Source organism: Hungatella sp., assembly GCF_046966825.1.
This window is the reverse complement of sequence record NZ_JBKVCZ010000022.1, coordinates 1-16,669: the sequence shown is the minus strand read 5'-3', so window position 1 is coordinate 16,669 and position 16,669 is coordinate 1. Positions and strand designations below refer to the sequence as shown.

Below are 16,669 nucleotides of genomic sequence, written 5' to 3'. Positions count from 1 at the left end.
AAACATATTGCGCTATCATGTCTGCTCCTGTATAATAGCAGTAGAACGAGGAGGCGTCAGATTAGATGATTCGGTTATTTGAGTTTCGGGATTTGGATAGGATTATGGAGATTTGGCTGGAGGGAAACTTAAATGCTCATCCATTTATAAAAGAGGAGTATTGGAGACAGAATTTCGAGACAGTCCGCTCCGTGCTGCCAAATGCAGAGGTGTATGTGTTTGAGGAAGACGGGGAGGTCCAAGGCTTCATTGGCATGGACGCAGAGTATATTGCCGGAATATTTGTAGCGGAGGGACACCGGGGGCAGGGGATCGGCCATCAGCTGATTTCAGAGGTAAAGAGGAAAAAGCGCCTGTCATTGCATGTATATGAGAAGAATACAGGCGCTGTGGCATTTTATCAGGCGGAAGGATTCCGTGTTGAAAACAGCATGACAGAGAAAGGAACTGGGGAGCAGGAGTACCTGATGGTGTTTCATGAGGACAGCGAATTAAATGAGGGAACATAGCTTGATAAGGTGGATGAAATAACTTTTTGGGCAGTTACTTATAAATTGTCATTTATTATGAAGGAGGAGTTACAAAATGTCTAAATATAATTTCTACTATGATGAGTCTGAGCATAGTCGAAAAATCAACTATCAGACAGTAAGTGCCTCTAATTATTATGATAATTTCGTAACCATGATTGTAGGATGGTCAGCCGAGAAGGATGATATTCTGCAACGGCATGCTTCTTTTGAGGCTAAGTACGCAGATAGAAAAGATCGTAATGGTGAAATCAAAAGTACGATGTTTCAGCAAAAACAATTTAAGTATGGTTTTGCCTCCCTTAATAAGCAGAATGCTCAGTTTATAAATGATTTTCTGTCGCTTTTTGACGAGGAAATTCATATTTACTTTTCTGTTTCCAGCAAGATCGAATACCTTATGTTGCAGGTTTTTCAAGGGTACGAGAACAGTTTTCTCTTTGATGCAGACTTTATGAAGTATTCCATTACAAAGGCTCTCGTTATATATCACCCGAGGGAAATCATTAAATGCCTCTACGAATCACCCAAAGACTTTTTAGAGGAACTAAAGAAGTTTTTCCGAGATAGGGTTGAATTTAATAAAAACGATTTGGAATTGAAACAAGCAGAGACGACGGCATTTCAAGAAATTTTACTCGTATTAGATGAAATTTCAGATGCTCCAGAGCTTGATTGGGATTATCATATGCCTTTTGATGGGGTCTATAAGTATCTACAGGAGAAAAATTTACAGAACTATTCACTTATTATTGATAAAGAAGGTAAAGCGGAGGAAGAAAGCAAAACTCTAAAGTCTGCCCGTGAAATAGGACTGGATAATTCAGATGAAGCCGGTTCTATGGAACATTCAGGTCTTCGTATGGCAGATATGATGGCGGGAATAATTTCTAAGCTGTTGAAGGGGTTATGCGATTCCTTACGATACCAATCTCTTGATGAAAGCACCAACAAAAAGATTCTGGACGTAGGTTGGTTTTGCTTGAGTGAAGTTCAATTAGAGCTTTACAAAAAGCTATATCGTCTTATTTGCGAATGGCAACCAGCTTGGTACAAATCGTACTCTGGCATTTATTCTGATAATTTGGTTGTATTCAATGCTTTGCTTAATTTTATGAACCATTTTGAATCTGTCGAACAGATCCGGGCTGATATAGATATGCAGGGCGAATACTTTAATGCGTTTGCTTGTGAGCAGTTGGCAAGGTATTTTGAGCGGAGAAGATGCAAACTGCCCATTGAGCCTGTAATTCCCTTTGATGAAGAATCATATTTGAACTCAAGGGGTGGGAAGGTATATTTTGATTCGGTGAACCAACTTCTTTTGCCGTTGCATGAAGGTTCTCAGACTTTTGATGTATTATCGGTTGGGGTGGATCAGAAATTCACTCCAATAATAACAATTCTAAAAGATGGAGAATCTGAGTGCTTTCGACTTCCAAATGAACTAAGTGAGTGGGTTTGTAGTGTTGTTGGAATGGCTGCCAGGGGAATGAACCTTTTCCCTACCAAAGTGACTTTTTCTAATATTAATGGAAGATATTATGTGGATATACTTTGAATATAAGGCAAAAAAAGAAGAAAAGAAAAAAGCAAAGGAAGATAATGAAAAGAAATTCTATAACTTCCAGTTATAGAAAAGGGAGATGTTATCGGATCAACCATTTTTGAAACATACCATAAGGCTTCTAAATATGCGGGAGGTGGCATTATGGCAACCTGGAATCCATGGCACGGATGTAGAAAAGTAAGTTCGGGGTGTCTGAACTGCTATGTGTACCGCAGAGACGCCGAATTTGGAAAAGACAGCAGCATCATAGCCAGGACATCCAGCTTTGCTCTGCCGGTAAAGCGGAATCGAAAAGGTATATATAAATTACAGCCGGACGAGGGGGCCGTGTATACTTGCATGACCTCAGACTTTTTTGTAGAAGAAGCGGATGAATGGCGGCCTGAAGCATGGAAGATGATTCGGGAGAGGGATGACCTGCATTTTGTAATCATTACAAAACGAATCCATCGATTCCAGGTTGGACTTCCAAAAGACTGGGGAGAAGGATATGACAATGTAACAATCTGCTGTACCTGTGAGAATCAGAATATGGCCGACTATCGGCTCCCCATTTTTCTGAATTTACCAATCAGACACCGGACGATTATTCATGAACCAATGCTGGAATGGATTGAGATTCGTAGGTATCTGGCAACCGGATTAATTGAACAAGTTACTTGTGGCGGGGAGTCTGGCCCAGAGGCCAGGATTTGTGATTACGCATGGATCTTAGAAATCATGCAGCAGTGTGTGGAGTATGATATTCCTTTCTGGTTCAAACAGACAGGTGCTAAATTCAAAAAAGGAAACCGTATCTATCATATTGAGCGGAAAGACCAGATGCACCAAGCGGAAAAGGCTGGGGTGAATTACAGATACGAAAGAAATAATTAAATAAGAGATACAAGCTTGCATAAATTTAAGGAGTAATTAAGCATCATAATACATAATAAAAATGACCGATAAAATTGGACTTGACTGGTCATTTTTGTTAATTACAAGCTAGAAGGCTGTTATGATAGGGCGTTGGTTAGTAAACGTTGTTTATCGTAATAGCCTTTATTTTATTTGTTCGAAAAAAACGATTAAGAAAAAATGGCGGAGGTGGTTGATAAATATGCAGACTTGGTTCAAGAGCTAGAAACCTTACAGGGGCCGCGGATTAAATTGTAAAAAGGGACAGAGGAGGTTAAATGGTGAATTTTTTACGAATGGAGTTAAAAAAGGTGCTTGGTGTGACCCGATACAGCGAAGATGCAACATATATCGGAAGCTGTGGCTATGTGAGAGTAAATGAGGAAGTTCGTATGCGTCTGGAGTTTTCCAGATCCTCTACTACAACATATGACGGAATCGTTATGACAATGTTTAACCGAAAAGAGGGAATGATTGATACCAATGCGTTGAAATTCCGGGATATTTGGGGCAGGAAGGCGGTCAGCAATCCCAATTTCAAGGAAGGGATTATCCCGCATATTTGGGAAAACAAGGAGAAGGAGTGGTATGTCTATAAGCCGAACCAGAAGGATTACCAGATATTGGCGGATGAGATTAGTCAATATGTCGGACTGTTTCAGGAGGCAGAAATAACTCAGGGACCGCAAATTAATATGTAAATCCAGGAATATGGTGGGGCTTTGCTGTAAAGGAGGTGATGGTGTTCACTGTGTAAATAGAAAAGAGCAGATTGTTATGACAGGGAGAGACTGATGAAAATCAGTGTCTTTTTTCTTTTGCAAGAGAGACAAAAAGAAGGAGGCAGAGTTCCGGCCGGGAAAAGATATCTGACTCTTTTTTGAATGGATTTAGAACAGAAAGCGATAGAAAGGGTGAAGATGGCGTCCGAGATGTCCTTAAGACTATACGGACGCCCCTTGGTTGTAACAGACAGTGGAGGGAAAGACAGCGCAGTATGTAGGGAAATTGTCAGACGTGCCAGGATACCATTTGAGATTCATCACAACCTGACTACAGCAGATGAACCTCAGACCATTTACTATGTGAGAGATATTTTTCGCAAGTTGGAACTGGAGGGGATTACCTGCTGTGTGAATTATCCGATTTACAAAGGCCAGAGAGTTACCATGTGGTCTCTGATCCCTATGAAAAAATTCCCACCGACAAGGCTGCAGAGATATTGCTGCCAAATTTGTAAAGAGAACTCCTGCCAGGATCGCTTTATTACTACCGGTGTGCGATGGGCGGAGAGTGCGAAGAGGAAGACTAGCCGGGGAGTTTTTGAGAACTTTGTCTCGGATCCCAGTAAGAAGATTATCCTGAATAATGACAATGATGAGCAACGGATGCTGTTTGAGAACTGCACATTAAAAGGGAAAAGAACCTGCAACCCGATTGTGGACTGGCGGGACTCAGATGTGTGGGAATATATACGCAGCGAGCGTCTGGAGATTAATCCGCTTTATGATATGGGATTCTACCGAGTCGGCTGTTTGGGATGCCCTATGGCAGGGAAGAACCGTTGGACAGAGTTTCGGCTATTCCCGACCTACCAGCGGGCATATATAAGATCCTTTGGAAAAATGCTTGATGTAATTCATGCTGGCGGGGGCAAGACAAAGTGGAAGACGGCGGAGGATGTTTTTTCGTGGTGGATGGAGGAGGAGACCATCAAGGGTCAGATGAGTTTGTTTGATATTACGGAATGGAAAAATGTAAATGAAACATAGAATGAGATAACAGGAGTTGCAGCAGTCAACCTTGGGGCATGGGAATTGACACCAGCTAGACAGTAAGGTTGAAGAAATATCTGTCCCTGCATGTATACGAAAGAAACACTGGAGCAGTATCATTTTATCGAGCAGAGGGTTTTAAGGTTCAACAGAGCATGACGGAAAAAGAGATAGGTGAGAAAGAATTCCTGATGGTCTACGGAGAATCGAAACAGACAGCAGTATCATAACAAAAACGTCCAGCTTTCATATGCTCGTCAAACGCAGCCAAAGCACTGAGTATGAACTCCAACCAGTAGGAGGAGAATGGGTTTATAATGAGATGATATGAATTTATAAAGCTTTGTGGGAAAATAATCCATTCCATGTTATAATAACCTTAATATAGTTAAGTGGATTATATGCAAATCTAGTAGGTTAAAAAAGAGTAGTTTACTGGGCTACTCACCCTATATTTATGAAGGCGTTGTTTGGTAGCTTACTGTCCTCGAAGGAGATTTGCTTATTTCTATTTGACATTTACAAATCCTTTGTACACCTTTAATTTTGCTTAGCAATTTGCTTTGGAGTAGCCCCTGATATATAAATGATATATGTAGATATATGTTCCTAATGGTAGTCAAAGGACATTTGCGAATGCTACAAGAACAGGTTGTTAAAATGAATAAAAGATTATATTGAATCTGATGGTAGGCTTTAAGTTGAAATGGTACTATCAGAATATAATTATGTATGTATAGCTTTGCAATGGTGTAAGTGTTTTAAATCAATATTTATTGCTATTAAAAAGGTGGATGGAAGGAGTAAACTATGGCGAAATATACGGATGATGAGATACGTGGTATATCGAAAATAACTTGCAAGATTGCTGGTGAATATTTGGGGATATCATCAATGGCAGTAAGCATTGGTATGAGAAATGGTGTTTTGCCAATTGGTTTTGCCATTCATAATGAGGAGCGTGACAGAAGATACTCAGAAAGTTGGTCATATCATATTATTGCTGAACGGTTAATTGCATATAATCATGGAAAAATAAATGAAATCCAGGTTCAGAATATCGAAAAGAACCTAACCACAATAATTGAAAAGTTTGAAGAAATGAAACAAGACCTGCTTTTTATATTAAGCGAAGACGCAGAACCGAAGAAATAGAGCTGTTTGAGTACGCGTTTTCGCTGTCCAAGTATAAAGATGAAGAGAAAAAATACGAAGGGGGGAGGAGTTGGCATGAAAGGTAAGGAAGTGATTTCCTTAACGAGGCAACAGCTTTATGATGAAGTTTGGAAACAGTCACTTGTAAAGGTTGCCCAAAAATATAATCTACACTATGGACGGTTAATTAGCAGTTTAAAACAGGCGAACGTCCCATATCCTCCTTCTGGATATTGGACAAGAGTGGATTTTGGAAAGGATGTATCAACAGATTTAGTACCTTTATCAGGTGATGTAGATGTGTCTGTAGAGTTGACGCTGGCAGGTGCTGTAGTAACCAGAAAACGGAAGAAAAGCTTTGTAGAGGAAGAAAAAGTTGAAAAAGCAGTACAGCCAGAAGAGAGATGTATAGAAGCGATGGAGAGGCTTAAAGAGGAAGCGCCAACTGTGATACCATTTTCTACAAATTTAGATATACCGGATACGGTTTTATACTTTTTAACGACTGATGAAAAAGCGAAGGTAATTGAAGCAATCAATAGTTTGGAAATTAAACAAAATGCTCACCTACATAAGAATTTAGTTGTATATAAGAGAGCAATAAAAGAGTATAAGGATTATCTCAAGGAACATAATTTCTCAGCAAGGAATCGAAATTATTATGATAGAGGAAAAACAGTTGAGCCACCTCGATTTATAAATGATGTTTCTGAGGATGGATTAAGCCGGGCTATTTTAATTATGGATGTCATATTTAAAACAGTAGAAAAACTGGGAGGAGAGGTGCAGCAAGACTTGTCTGTAAAGATACGACAAGATGTTGTGCATTTTAAGTTTGCAGAGGCCCAGGATAAGGTACCCCATGAAATAACAAAGCAGGAGGCAAAAGAATTACTGGAGTATAAAGAGGCCAAACGATATAAAAGATATGCAAGCGAACCTAAAATAAAAAAATACGATAATGTATACAATGGTAAGCTTCGTATTGTGTTTGACGACAGCTCGTATATTAAAGATAGTGTAGAGTTAAAATTAGAGGAGCACTTGGATGAAATAATAATTCGTCTTTATGAAATTTCCAATGTACACAGAATCGAACGGGAAAAGAGAGAAGAGCAGCATCGTTTATATTTGGAGGCGAAACTCCGTGAAGAGGAAGTGAAAGAAAGACGGCAGCAGGAAGCGGTAAAAACGCAGGCACTGGAGAATATAGCAAAAGATTATCGGATTGCTTGTGAGATTAGAAATTACATAACTGCAATACTGAATAAAGGAGAGCTGACCGAAGCTGATTTTGAATGGATTGAATGGGCGAAGAAGAAGGCTGATTGGTATGATCCAATTGTCGCTAGGGAAGATGAGTATTTGGGGAAAAGGGACCATTCACGGTCAGATGAAGATAAGATGATAATCAAGAAAAAACAGAGCAGTATTTATGGTTGGTAAATGTGTCATCTACTAATATTAATAATTAAAGATAATGTGAAGATTGTTAGTTATATAATAGTATCATAATGTGAAATATTATTTATAATTTTTTGAGAGAGAAGGAACAGAGATATATGGACTATATTTTAGAGTTTGATGAATTTATTCGTTCTATTAAACAAAATATAGATACAAAGTATTCATTTTTGTTGGGTGCTGGTGCATCAGTTGAATCAGGGATACCTTGTGCTAGCGAATGTATTTGGGAATGGAAAAGAGATATATTCATTTCTCAAAATCCTACATTGGCAGAAATGCATAATAATATCAAATCACAAAATATAAAACGGTCAATCCAAAATTGGTTAGATAATCAGGGTACATATCCTAAAGAAGGCGAAGATATTGAATACTCTTATTATATTGAGAAAGCATTTAGAATTCCAGACGATAGAAGAAAATATTTTGAACGAAACATAACAGGAAAGACGCCAAGTTTGGGATATCATATATTATGTTTGTTAGCAGAGCGAGAGATAATTAAAAGTGTTTGGACTACCAATTTTGATGGCTTAATTATTAAAGCTGCGCATAAATATCAACTAGTTCCTATTGAGGTTACGTTGGAATCACAAGACAGGATATATCGTACTGATGCTAATAAGGAGTTGCTATGTATTGCTCTACATGGCGATTACAAATATGGTCCTCTAAAAAACAGTAAAGAGGAATTAGATAGCCAGAGTGATATTTTTGTTAATGCCTTATCATTTGAAGCATCAAAACGTTATTTTGTTGTAATGGGGTATAGCGGAAGAGATAAATCACTAATGCAAGCAATAGAGCGTAGCTTTTGTAGAAGTGGTGCTGGAAGGCTTTATTGGTGTGGATATGGTAGGAATATTGCACCAGAAGTGAGAGTTCTGATTGAGAAACTCAATTTGTATGGGCGAGAGGCGTTTTATATACCTACAGATGGTTTTGATAAAACAATGCTTAATATTGCGCATATGTGTTTTGAAGACAAGGAACTACAAGAAGAAGTTGAAAAATTAAAAGCTGATCTGGGTGCTGGGTATGAGTGTAGAACAACAACGTTTTCACCGTATAAGGAGGGTGTAAACAAAATTGTAGATACAAATGTTTATCCAATTAAATTTCCAGATAAATGTTACCAATTTGAGGTGAAAAACAGTTCAGTTATGAACCTATGGGATTATTGCAAGCAGCTGATTGATTATAACATAGTTGCAGTACCTTATAATGGAATGATTTATGCTTGGGGAAATCGAAATTCGATTAGTAACATGTGTGGCCCTAACGTTAATGGAACGATAGAACTAGTACCATTGACAAGAAAAATTTTTTTTGACAATGGCACTTTAAAAAGTATGCTTTTAAAAACATTGCTTATTGTTATTGGAAAGCATAGCAATTGTAAATATAATAGAAACAAAATATGGAGAGAGTCAAAAAAAATAAACTACACTATAAACGGAAAAAATATTGAAGCATATCAGGGCATACGGTTTTCATTATTCATGGATTGGAAGTACTCATATTTGACACTAACGCCTGCTTTTTATTATAAAGATCGAAATAATGTTAGCAAGGAAGAAAATAAAGAATTTTCGGATAGATTTATGGAACAAATATGTAAAATGCAAGCGAATAAGAATTATGCGGCTTATATTAAACATTGGATAAATATAATTTTTCCAGATGGTAAATCGATTATTTCAATGTATCCATGTAATTCTGAATCAGGGTTCGAGTTTACAATTGTCAATAAAAGTCTACTTGTTGGGTTGAGATCAAGACAGGCATTACACAATCCTGATGATGATATGAAAAAAAGAATATGCATTGGAGGCGCAGAACTTGCAGATACAGAATTAAAATTTTATAATCCTGCCCAGAATGCGATGCATACAGATTTTCATCCTATGCGAGGGTTGATTAATAATAAACCGTATGATTTCTATATGAATAATAGATTGTTTAAATCAAACATATCTTTAGGAGTGATAAGCCCAGTAGGATCCGAAAAAAAAATTAGAGGATTTTTTGGATCGACTTAATAAAAAACACAAAGTTAATTATAATGTTGATTACATTATTGATTATCCTGGATTTCAGTCCGTCTATGGGGTTGGACTCAGTGTTCCGCTAATTGCGGAATGGGCTCTATTAGATGATAAAATGCTAAATAAAGCCAACTTATATCAGTCATGCTTGAATTTTGGTGATCAGATTAAGAAGAAGATTGAATATCTAAAATCACGTGATAGTGTAGATGTTATTATTATTTATATTCCCAAAGAGTATGAGTTATTTACTTTTTTTAATGATGGAAATATTCATTATGATTTGCATGATTATGTAAAAGCTTTTTCTGTTCAAAGACATATCTCGACACAGTTTATTAGAGAAAAAACAATTGATAGTGAGTTGGATTGTCAAATTGCCTGGGCTTTATCTCTTGCAATTTATGTAAAAGCTGGAAGAACACCTTGGATTTTAAGTGGCTTAAGAACTGACACCGCGTTCGCGGGAATAGGTTACAGTGTTGATCATATTAAAACGGATAACCAAACACTTATAGGGTGTAGTCATATTTATGGAGCAGACGGCCAAGGGCTCCGATATAAATTATCAAAAATTAAGGATGTAACATTTGATTCAAAAAATAATCCATATTTATCAGAAAATGAAGCTTATCAGTTGGGCTTAAATATTAAAGAACTATTTTTTGATTCATTTAAAACGCTTCCTCAAAGAGTGGTTATACATAAAAGGTTCCCATTCCAGAAACAAGAGATTGATGGATTAACAAAATGTTTAGGAAGTGCTGGGGTTAAAGACATTGATTTAATAGAGATAACTCTTGAAGATAGATTTCGATGTTTTGAATATGATAGAAGATTACAAATTGATGGGTACCCAGTAAGAAGAGGCGTGTGTTTTGCTATTAATGAAAATACGGCATATCTCTATACTCATGGAATAGCCCCTTCGGTAAAAAACGCTAACCTGCGATATATTCAAGGTGGAAAAAGTATACCGGCTCCTTTAAAAATTGTTAAACATTATGGTAATGGTGATCTGGCTCAAATAGCAACAGAAATATTGGGGTTATCAAAAATGAATTGGAATAGTTTTGGATTGTATTCAAAGTTACCATGTACAATTCAGTCATCCAATGCTATAGCAAGAGTTGGCTGGCTATTATCGCAGTATGAAGGTGTGGTATATGATTATAGGAATTTCATGTAGAGATTATAGTTAGTATTTGATATTTCAAAAAATTATGATATAGTTATTACATAGGAGAATTTATATTCGTTAGTGTTACTGCAACGATGTACTATAATGTTAGGGGGATATCCCTCTGACTATCTCACTTTACTATATGTGAATTATAATAATCACAATGTGGGCATGGATAAGGTAGAATTCTCCTATTTTATTTGGAGGAAGTTATGCTTGAAGAACCTAATATGGTAAGAGAAAAATTCTTTAATATGAAAAGCCGCGAAGATGTGGCTGACATATTGGGTATAAAAGAAAAAAGTTTAAGATATTTTTTATATAGCATAAAACCAGATAATATGTATGTCGAGTTTTCAATCTCAAAAAAGAATGGCGGGGAAAGAGTTATTTGTGCGCCAAATGATAAACTCAAAGCTATTCAAAGGAAATTAGCAGTTATATTGAATATGGTATATAAAACGAAGCCAGCAGCTCATGGATTTGTTTTGGACAAAAATGTGGCGACTAATGCCAAAGGACATGTAAAAAAGAAGTATGTTTTCAACATTGATTTGGAAAATTTCTTTGACCAAATTCATTTTGGTAGAGTCAGAGGTATGCTAATGAAGCCGCCATATAATTTGGGTGAAGAAGCTGCCTTAGTTATTTCGCAAATTGCTTGTTATAAAGGAAAACTTCCTCAAGGAGCCCCTACATCACCAATTTTAACAAATATGGTATGTGCACCGTTAGATACTCAATTGACTAAGCTGGCAAAGAAATATAATTTGCAATATAGTAGATATGCAGACGATATTACATTTTCAACATATAAAGCTGATTTTCCAGTGGAAATTGCTTATGTGGATTTTAATGGGGTTCATGTGGGCACTGTCTTGGAAGAACTTATTAAAAAAAATAATTTTTTGATAAATTACAATAAGGTTAGAATATCTGATTATCGACAGAGACAGATAGTAACCGGTTTAGTTGTTAATCAATTTGTTAATTTGAGACGAGATTATATAAAGGAAATTAGGGCATTATTATATAGCTGTAAAGTTAAAGGTCTTTTAGAGTCTGCGAAGCTATATGTTGAGAAAGGAAAATGCAAAAATCCTAAAATTATTGAAGCGGTCAATTCAGGAAAGAGTGAAAAAGAAGATGAGATTATTAATTGGTTTTTACAAGTATTAAAAGGGAAAATTGAATATATAAAAAGTATTAGGGGAGATAATAATCCTACCTATCTTAAATATGCTTCTGAGTTGAATCGAGTTTCGGGCAAAATATTCTTTCGTGTAGATGAATACTTGGATTTTATAAAGCAGATAGAAAAATCTGTATTCATAATTGAAATTAATGCTCTTGATGATTACATACAAGGCAGTGGTTTTTTGCTTGATCCGGACTTACTTCTTACTAATCACCATGTAACAAAAAAAGAAGGCTTCTATAAGGTAACAACTTTTAAAGAAGACCAAATAGGCATTATATCTAATGATATTAAGTTCCTAAAAAGAAATGAGAATATAGATTATGCTTGTTATAATGGGTTTGGTAGAGAAGATTTAATTCCATGGGAGTTGGGGGATTCGGATGATATAAAAATAGGTAGTAAAATTATTATGATTGGCTATCCCGATTATAATTTAGGAAATACACCAGATGTTCAAACTGTATATGTTACTGGAGAGCGAACTTTTATGGGACAAAAGTTAATAACAGTAAGTGGCAGAATTGTGCATGGCGCAAGTGGGGGTGTTGTATTAAACGAAGAGCATAAGGTGATTGGAATGATAAGGTGTGGTGTTGTGTCTTATTGTGAAACTGATACAACTAATAACCACGGTTTTATACCTATAAATGACATTATGAAAGATATAAAGAGTTAATAATGATGCGGAATTGTGGTTCGGAAGGGAAATAGAGGGATTTAACCACAAGATATAGTGGTTTTGGCGAAAAATCGAGAAAAAAATCGGGCAAAAAATGGCCGATTTTGACCCCGATTTTTTGGCCTTTTCATAGATGTGAGATGGGGAAAAGAGGATATGAGGTAAAATTTCAGGTCAGCCAGATAAAAATGGCGGGCCTCTTTTAATAGAGTATCAAAAATAGAAACGGCTATATGTGAAAGGACAGAGAGGGGAATTTAGATGTTTAAGATTTATTTGAGCCGGACAGTGAGCCCTGGTGTAGGTATCAGTCTGCCGGCTACAATCGAAGAAATGAGAGAAGCCTATTCTCTTCTGAATGGAACGGATACAGTTCCGTTGGAAACCGCTACCGCCTATGTGGAATCGTCCATTCCAAATCTGCGCCAGTACCTGTATGAGGTCCCGGTGACAGAAAAAAGATTGGAGGAACTGAACTACCTGGCCTATCGTGTGAAATGGATGGACAGCCAGGACGAGGCGGTATTCGGAACCGAGACGGAGATTGTGACAACAAAATCTGGGAAATTATGTTTGAATATGATTAGAGTTAGTATTATAAAATGTCGAATATATTTTTAAATAGGTGTTAAGAGCAAGACATTTTACACAAAATTTGATATAATGAGGAAAGTGGTTGAGGTTGAGAACAAAGTAGTAAAAGGTCTTAAAAGTAAATTAATATCCAGGGAATGCAAATTTTCGTTGTGTCGAATGGAAGTTATAATGACTATATTTCTTTAACTGATATTGCAAAATAAATAGGTGAAGATTCGGCCGCCACAATCCATAACTGAATGCGAAGCCGTTACATCATTGAATTTTTAGCACTATGGGAGACGTTACATAATCCGGATTTTTTCAATAAAAATAAAAAAGTAAACTTTGAACTATCTATCAAAGATTTAGGAGAAAAGTATATGTGGAATGATATTGAAACTACTACAGACTATTTGCATTTCTCAGTTGTATCTAAGACGGTTGCAGATTTAATAATTGAGTCAGGGGATAATCCAATATCTATAGGAATATCTGGAAGCTGGGGGGCCGGGAAATCCTCCATGGTAAAAATGATTGGTAAAGATTTGAATGACCAGTCCAGTGATAACAAATATATTTTTCTTGAATTCAATGCATGGTTATATCAGGGATATGAAGATGCGAAATCCGCCTTGCTCCAGTCGGTGACGATGAAATTGACTGAAGAAATGAAAAAACAAGGAATTGATGAAGATGGTGAGCTTGGAAAGAAATTCAAGAAATTCCTGAAACGTATTAATTGGTTTCAGGTATCAAAACTGGCATTACCTTTGTTGGCTGGCTTTATTCCAGGAGCAGCGCCTGTCGGCGTGATTGCAAATTTTGCAAATGTCATAAAAAGCAGTTGGAATAATCGTGATAAAAAGTCTGAGAACAGTGAAGCGATAGATACTGCGATTGAAGGACTGACTCCAGAATTGGAAAATCTTTTAAATGATAATGAAGAGATGTCAGAGCCGGCAACAAAGCAGATTGAGGAAATTAGGAAGGAATTTGAAGAAATACTTAAACAGCTAAAAGTGAAACTTGTTGTTTTGGTAGATGATTTAGATCGGTGCTTACCTGAAACAGCGATTTCGACTCTTGAAGCAATGAGATTATTATTATTTGTAGAGCGAACAGCCTTTATCATCGCAGCAGATGAACAGATGATAAGAAATGGAGTACGTGCCCATTTTAATGGAGTTGAATTGTCAGATGAGTTAGTTACAAGTTATTTCGATAAGTTGATTCAAGTTCCAATAAAAATACCGCATTTGGGGATTGCAGAAGTAAAAGTGTACATAGTTCTCTTGTTCATGGAATTAGAAGTTAAAAGAAACGGAGTGAGACAAGAAGCATTTTTAGAGGCGCAAAATAAATTAAGCAAGCTTTTGAATAAAGCATGGGAAGATGATGTGACAGCAGAAAAAATAGAAGGGGTTTTTGATGATGATACAGAAAGAACCATGAAGGAATATGTAGCAATTGCAGATCAATTAGCAGGTATTCTTGTAGGTGCGGATAATATTAAAGGTAATCCTAGATTAATAAAACGGTTATTAAATGCTCTTGAGATAAGAAAAAAAGTTGCAAAAATTAATGGAATGATGTTAGATTCCGGTGTGTTAATAAAGATGTTATTGTTTGAGAGATGTGCATCAGAAGGGGCATTTGATTATCTGGCTAAAGAAGTTGCAAACGCAGAGGAAGGAAAACCGGAATTTATACAAAAGTTAGAAGATAGCTTAATAAGTGGTGAAAAATATGAATTTCCAGATGTTACATGGAACAATGATTTTGTACAGAAATGGGTATTAATTGAACCGAAACTAGGTGGACTTGATTTGCGTCCACTTTTGTATCTTAGCAGAGATAAGGCGCTTTCGTTTGCTGCATATGACGAACTTTCTATTAAAGGCAAAGAATTGTTAACTGCGTTAAAGAAAGTAAAGAATGGTACATACCTTAGGGAACTTGTTGAATCAATTAAATCTCTAGGAATAAGAGAGGCTGAGAAATTGTTGAAAAGAATAATTAGTTTGGGACGTAATGAACAATGGAATGTAAATGCTTTATTTGCAGCAGTACATATTACGGAAGCTTTTCCCGAATTAGGTCGTAATTTAGCTTTGGCTTTGTGTGAGATACCGGCAAAATCTAGAAAAGCTCCCATTATTCCTGTTATTGCTGAAAAGGAATGGGCTAAAGATATGTTGAAACAATGGGCTGACGATTCAGAAACACCAGATAGTGTAAAAAGGGCCATAACACAAAATACACAAAAGAAGTAGGGGTGAAAACATATGGGAACATCAGCTTCAAGTATGGGACCAGGTGCAGGGGTTTCACTAGATCCGGAGTGGTTAGATGACATTAAGTTGCCTAATCAAGATAATGAGCAACCGGATTGTCAAAATGATGACGATAGTGAAAATGATAATCAATCTGATGAAAAAGAACCGGATGATGATGAAAAACTTGTTATTGCACCCAAATTCCGTTTTGCAAGTGCTAGACGAGGAATGGGTGAATACGTTCATTCTGGGAGTAAAGACTCTTTGAGAAAATCGCTGGGGCATTATTCTAAAACAGGAATGGGCGGAGCGAAAAATCTCTCCAAACGCATGCGTACTTCAACCAAAGCAGCTGCGAATTTCTTCCAGACATTTCAGTCCTTAAGGGATAACGAGAATTTCCCATTGGGTAAAATTTTATCAGAATTGCAAGGACGAGGTGCTAATGCGAATGAAATTATTGATACAATAATTGATAATGTATGCCCAACTGGTGGAAGCTTAGACGAAGTATCTTGTAGAGATTCAGGAAGATTTGCATTGAGCGAGTTTATGAGTCAAAATCCTGATACAGATATTAGTAAATTGACTGATGATCAGATATGGTCTCTCACCGGTACATTTCTTGGCAATGAGGCATTTAGTCGTATCCAATTGGACATAGGACAAGCTTTTGAAAAACAAGAAGTATCAGCTGTAGAACGTGTTAATCGTATGAACGAAATGAAAGATTATTTACAATCAGAAATATCATCGCAGTTAAATAGGCTTAGAAACTCTGGTAGTAAGACGATTGATATGCAGAAATTATTTCAAACAGCTATAAAAAACACGTTTGAAGTGTATGAGGTTGAAGTATGAATAAAGTGATTTGTTATCCACGATGCTGTACCCCAAAGTATTATAGTGATGATGATTATTATTTTGAAATGTTTACAGTTCCTGAACAGAAAATAAACAATGTAGGGCATGTGGGAGTACAACTATTTAAAGAATTGAGAAAATCAAAAATAGCTCCAACAGTAGAGGCATTGGATTTTACAATTATTGCTATGGCTGTAGTTGCAGCAGATAAAGCAGTATTGAGGAAAAAGAGTGCTGATGGTTGGACAAGAAAAATTGAGCTTTGCATATATTTGCATGATGCGCCTAAATGGAGACAGGAAAAAAGGAAGTTAGAGGAAATGCTTCGTTTCCTCAGCGGAGATTTTTGGGTTTTTACAGTAAATTTTATATTTAATTTTAGATTATCCGAATAAACACTACACTTTTAAACATTTTGAGGTATAGGAAATACTCATTTTACCAC

At 36.5% G+C, this 16,669-nt stretch carries 14 protein-coding genes; all 14 read left to right on the top strand.

Annotated features, from left to right (window positions below; translation table 11 throughout):
* The first annotated feature begins 65 nt into the window (after nucleotides 1-65).
* Entirely contained in the window at nucleotides 66-509 is a 444-nt protein-coding gene (locus ACLTD4_RS09345) for an N-acetyltransferase (RefSeq protein ID WP_048931275.1), read from the top strand.
* A 76-nt stretch (nucleotides 510-585) separates the two neighbouring features.
* Nucleotides 586-2,091 carry a DUF3800 domain-containing protein gene (locus ACLTD4_RS09340; RefSeq protein WP_118077277.1) on the top strand — a complete coding sequence of 502 codons (1,506 nt, stop codon included), beginning with the start codon at nucleotides 586-588 and terminating at the stop codon, nucleotides 2,089-2,091.
* A gap of 150 nt (nucleotides 2,092-2,241) precedes the next feature.
* The gene (locus ACLTD4_RS09335; RefSeq protein WP_048931273.1) at nucleotides 2,242-2,976 is read left to right on the top strand and encodes a DUF5131 family protein; all 735 of its coding nucleotides are present in this window, start codon (nucleotides 2,242-2,244) and stop codon (nucleotides 2,974-2,976) included.
* A gap of 299 nt (nucleotides 2,977-3,275) precedes the next feature.
* Nucleotides 3,276-3,698 carry a hypothetical protein gene (locus ACLTD4_RS09330; protein WP_048931272.1) on the top strand — a complete coding sequence of 141 codons (423 nt, stop codon included), beginning with the start codon at nucleotides 3,276-3,278 and terminating at the stop codon, nucleotides 3,696-3,698.
* A gap of 219 nt (nucleotides 3,699-3,917) precedes the next feature.
* Complete coding sequence (locus ACLTD4_RS09325; RefSeq protein ID WP_082174022.1) at nucleotides 3,918-4,769, top strand: phosphoadenosine phosphosulfate reductase family protein; 852 nt, start codon at nucleotides 3,918-3,920, stop codon at nucleotides 4,767-4,769.
* Between the two features lie 813 nt (nucleotides 4,770-5,582).
* On the top strand, nucleotides 5,583-5,927 hold the full coding sequence (locus ACLTD4_RS09320) for a hypothetical protein (RefSeq protein WP_002566037.1): 345 nt from the start codon (nucleotides 5,583-5,585) through the stop codon (nucleotides 5,925-5,927).
* A gap of 75 nt (nucleotides 5,928-6,002) precedes the next feature.
* Complete coding sequence (locus tag ACLTD4_RS09315; RefSeq protein ID WP_002566036.1) at nucleotides 6,003-7,373, top strand: hypothetical protein; 1,371 nt, start codon at nucleotides 6,003-6,005, stop codon at nucleotides 7,371-7,373.
* A 116-nt stretch (nucleotides 7,374-7,489) separates the two neighbouring features.
* A complete protein-coding gene (locus tag ACLTD4_RS09310; protein ID WP_412331262.1) occupies nucleotides 7,490-9,436 on the top strand; it encodes an SIR2 family protein in 1,947 nt (648 codons plus the stop codon).
* A complete protein-coding gene (locus tag ACLTD4_RS09305) occupies nucleotides 9,423-10,631 on the top strand; it encodes a hypothetical protein (RefSeq protein ID WP_412331261.1) in 1,209 nt (402 codons plus the stop codon). Before ACLTD4_RS09310 ends, ACLTD4_RS09305 begins: the two co-directional genes overlap by 14 nt.
* A 206-nt stretch (nucleotides 10,632-10,837) precedes the next feature.
* Complete coding sequence (locus tag ACLTD4_RS09300; protein WP_048931268.1) at nucleotides 10,838-12,502, top strand: reverse transcriptase domain-containing protein; 1,665 nt, start codon at nucleotides 10,838-10,840, stop codon at nucleotides 12,500-12,502.
* A gap of 264 nt (nucleotides 12,503-12,766) precedes the next feature.
* Nucleotides 12,767-13,126 (top strand): hypothetical protein, encoded by a 360-nt coding sequence (locus ACLTD4_RS09295; RefSeq protein WP_227146795.1) that lies wholly within the window; start codon nucleotides 12,767-12,769, stop codon nucleotides 13,124-13,126.
* A 338-nt stretch (nucleotides 13,127-13,464) separates the two neighbouring features.
* Nucleotides 13,465-15,357, top strand: coding sequence for a P-loop NTPase fold protein (locus tag ACLTD4_RS09290; protein WP_181988626.1), 1,893 nt, complete (start codon nucleotides 13,465-13,467; stop codon nucleotides 15,355-15,357).
* Nucleotides 15,358-15,369: 12 nt separating this feature from the next.
* Entirely contained in the window at nucleotides 15,370-16,221 is an 852-nt protein-coding gene (gene qatB / locus ACLTD4_RS09285) for a Qat anti-phage system associated protein QatB (RefSeq protein ID WP_048931265.1), read from the top strand.
* Complete coding sequence (locus ACLTD4_RS09280) at nucleotides 16,218-16,619, top strand: hypothetical protein (protein ID WP_412331260.1); 402 nt, start codon at nucleotides 16,218-16,220, stop codon at nucleotides 16,617-16,619. Before qatB ends, ACLTD4_RS09280 begins: the two co-directional genes overlap by 4 nt.
* The last annotated feature ends 50 nt before the right edge of the window (nucleotides 16,620-16,669 follow it).

What these genes read in the sequence shown, in the direction of transcription:
- ACLTD4_RS09280 (WP_412331260.1), top strand. Translation starts at nt 16,218, where the DNA reads ATGAATAAAGTGATTTGTTATCCACGATGCTGTACCCCAAAGTATTAT.
- ACLTD4_RS09310 (WP_412331262.1), top strand. Translation starts at nt 7,490, where the DNA reads ATGGACTATATTTTAGAGTTTGATGAATTTATTCGTTCTATTAAACAA.
- ACLTD4_RS09320 (WP_002566037.1), top strand. Translation starts at nt 5,583, where the DNA reads ATGGCGAAATATACGGATGATGAGATACGTGGTATATCGAAAATAACT.
- ACLTD4_RS09340 (WP_118077277.1), top strand. Translation starts at nt 586, where the DNA reads ATGTCTAAATATAATTTCTACTATGATGAGTCTGAGCATAGTCGAAAA.
- ACLTD4_RS09330 (WP_048931272.1), top strand. Translation starts at nt 3,276, where the DNA reads ATGGTGAATTTTTTACGAATGGAGTTAAAAAAGGTGCTTGGTGTGACC.
- ACLTD4_RS09290 (WP_181988626.1), top strand. Translation starts at nt 13,465, where the DNA reads ATGTGGAATGATATTGAAACTACTACAGACTATTTGCATTTCTCAGTT.
- ACLTD4_RS09335 (WP_048931273.1), top strand. Translation starts at nt 2,242, where the DNA reads ATGGCAACCTGGAATCCATGGCACGGATGTAGAAAAGTAAGTTCGGGG.
- qatB (WP_048931265.1), top strand. Translation starts at nt 15,370, where the DNA reads ATGGGAACATCAGCTTCAAGTATGGGACCAGGTGCAGGGGTTTCACTA.
- ACLTD4_RS09315 (WP_002566036.1), top strand. Translation starts at nt 6,003, where the DNA reads ATGAAAGGTAAGGAAGTGATTTCCTTAACGAGGCAACAGCTTTATGAT.
- ACLTD4_RS09325 (WP_082174022.1), top strand. Translation starts at nt 3,918, where the DNA reads ATGGCGTCCGAGATGTCCTTAAGACTATACGGACGCCCCTTGGTTGTA.
- ACLTD4_RS09295 (WP_227146795.1), top strand. Translation starts at nt 12,767, where the DNA reads ATGTTTAAGATTTATTTGAGCCGGACAGTGAGCCCTGGTGTAGGTATC.
- ACLTD4_RS09345 (WP_048931275.1), top strand. Translation starts at nt 66, where the DNA reads ATGATTCGGTTATTTGAGTTTCGGGATTTGGATAGGATTATGGAGATT.
- ACLTD4_RS09300 (WP_048931268.1), top strand. Translation starts at nt 10,838, where the DNA reads ATGCTTGAAGAACCTAATATGGTAAGAGAAAAATTCTTTAATATGAAA.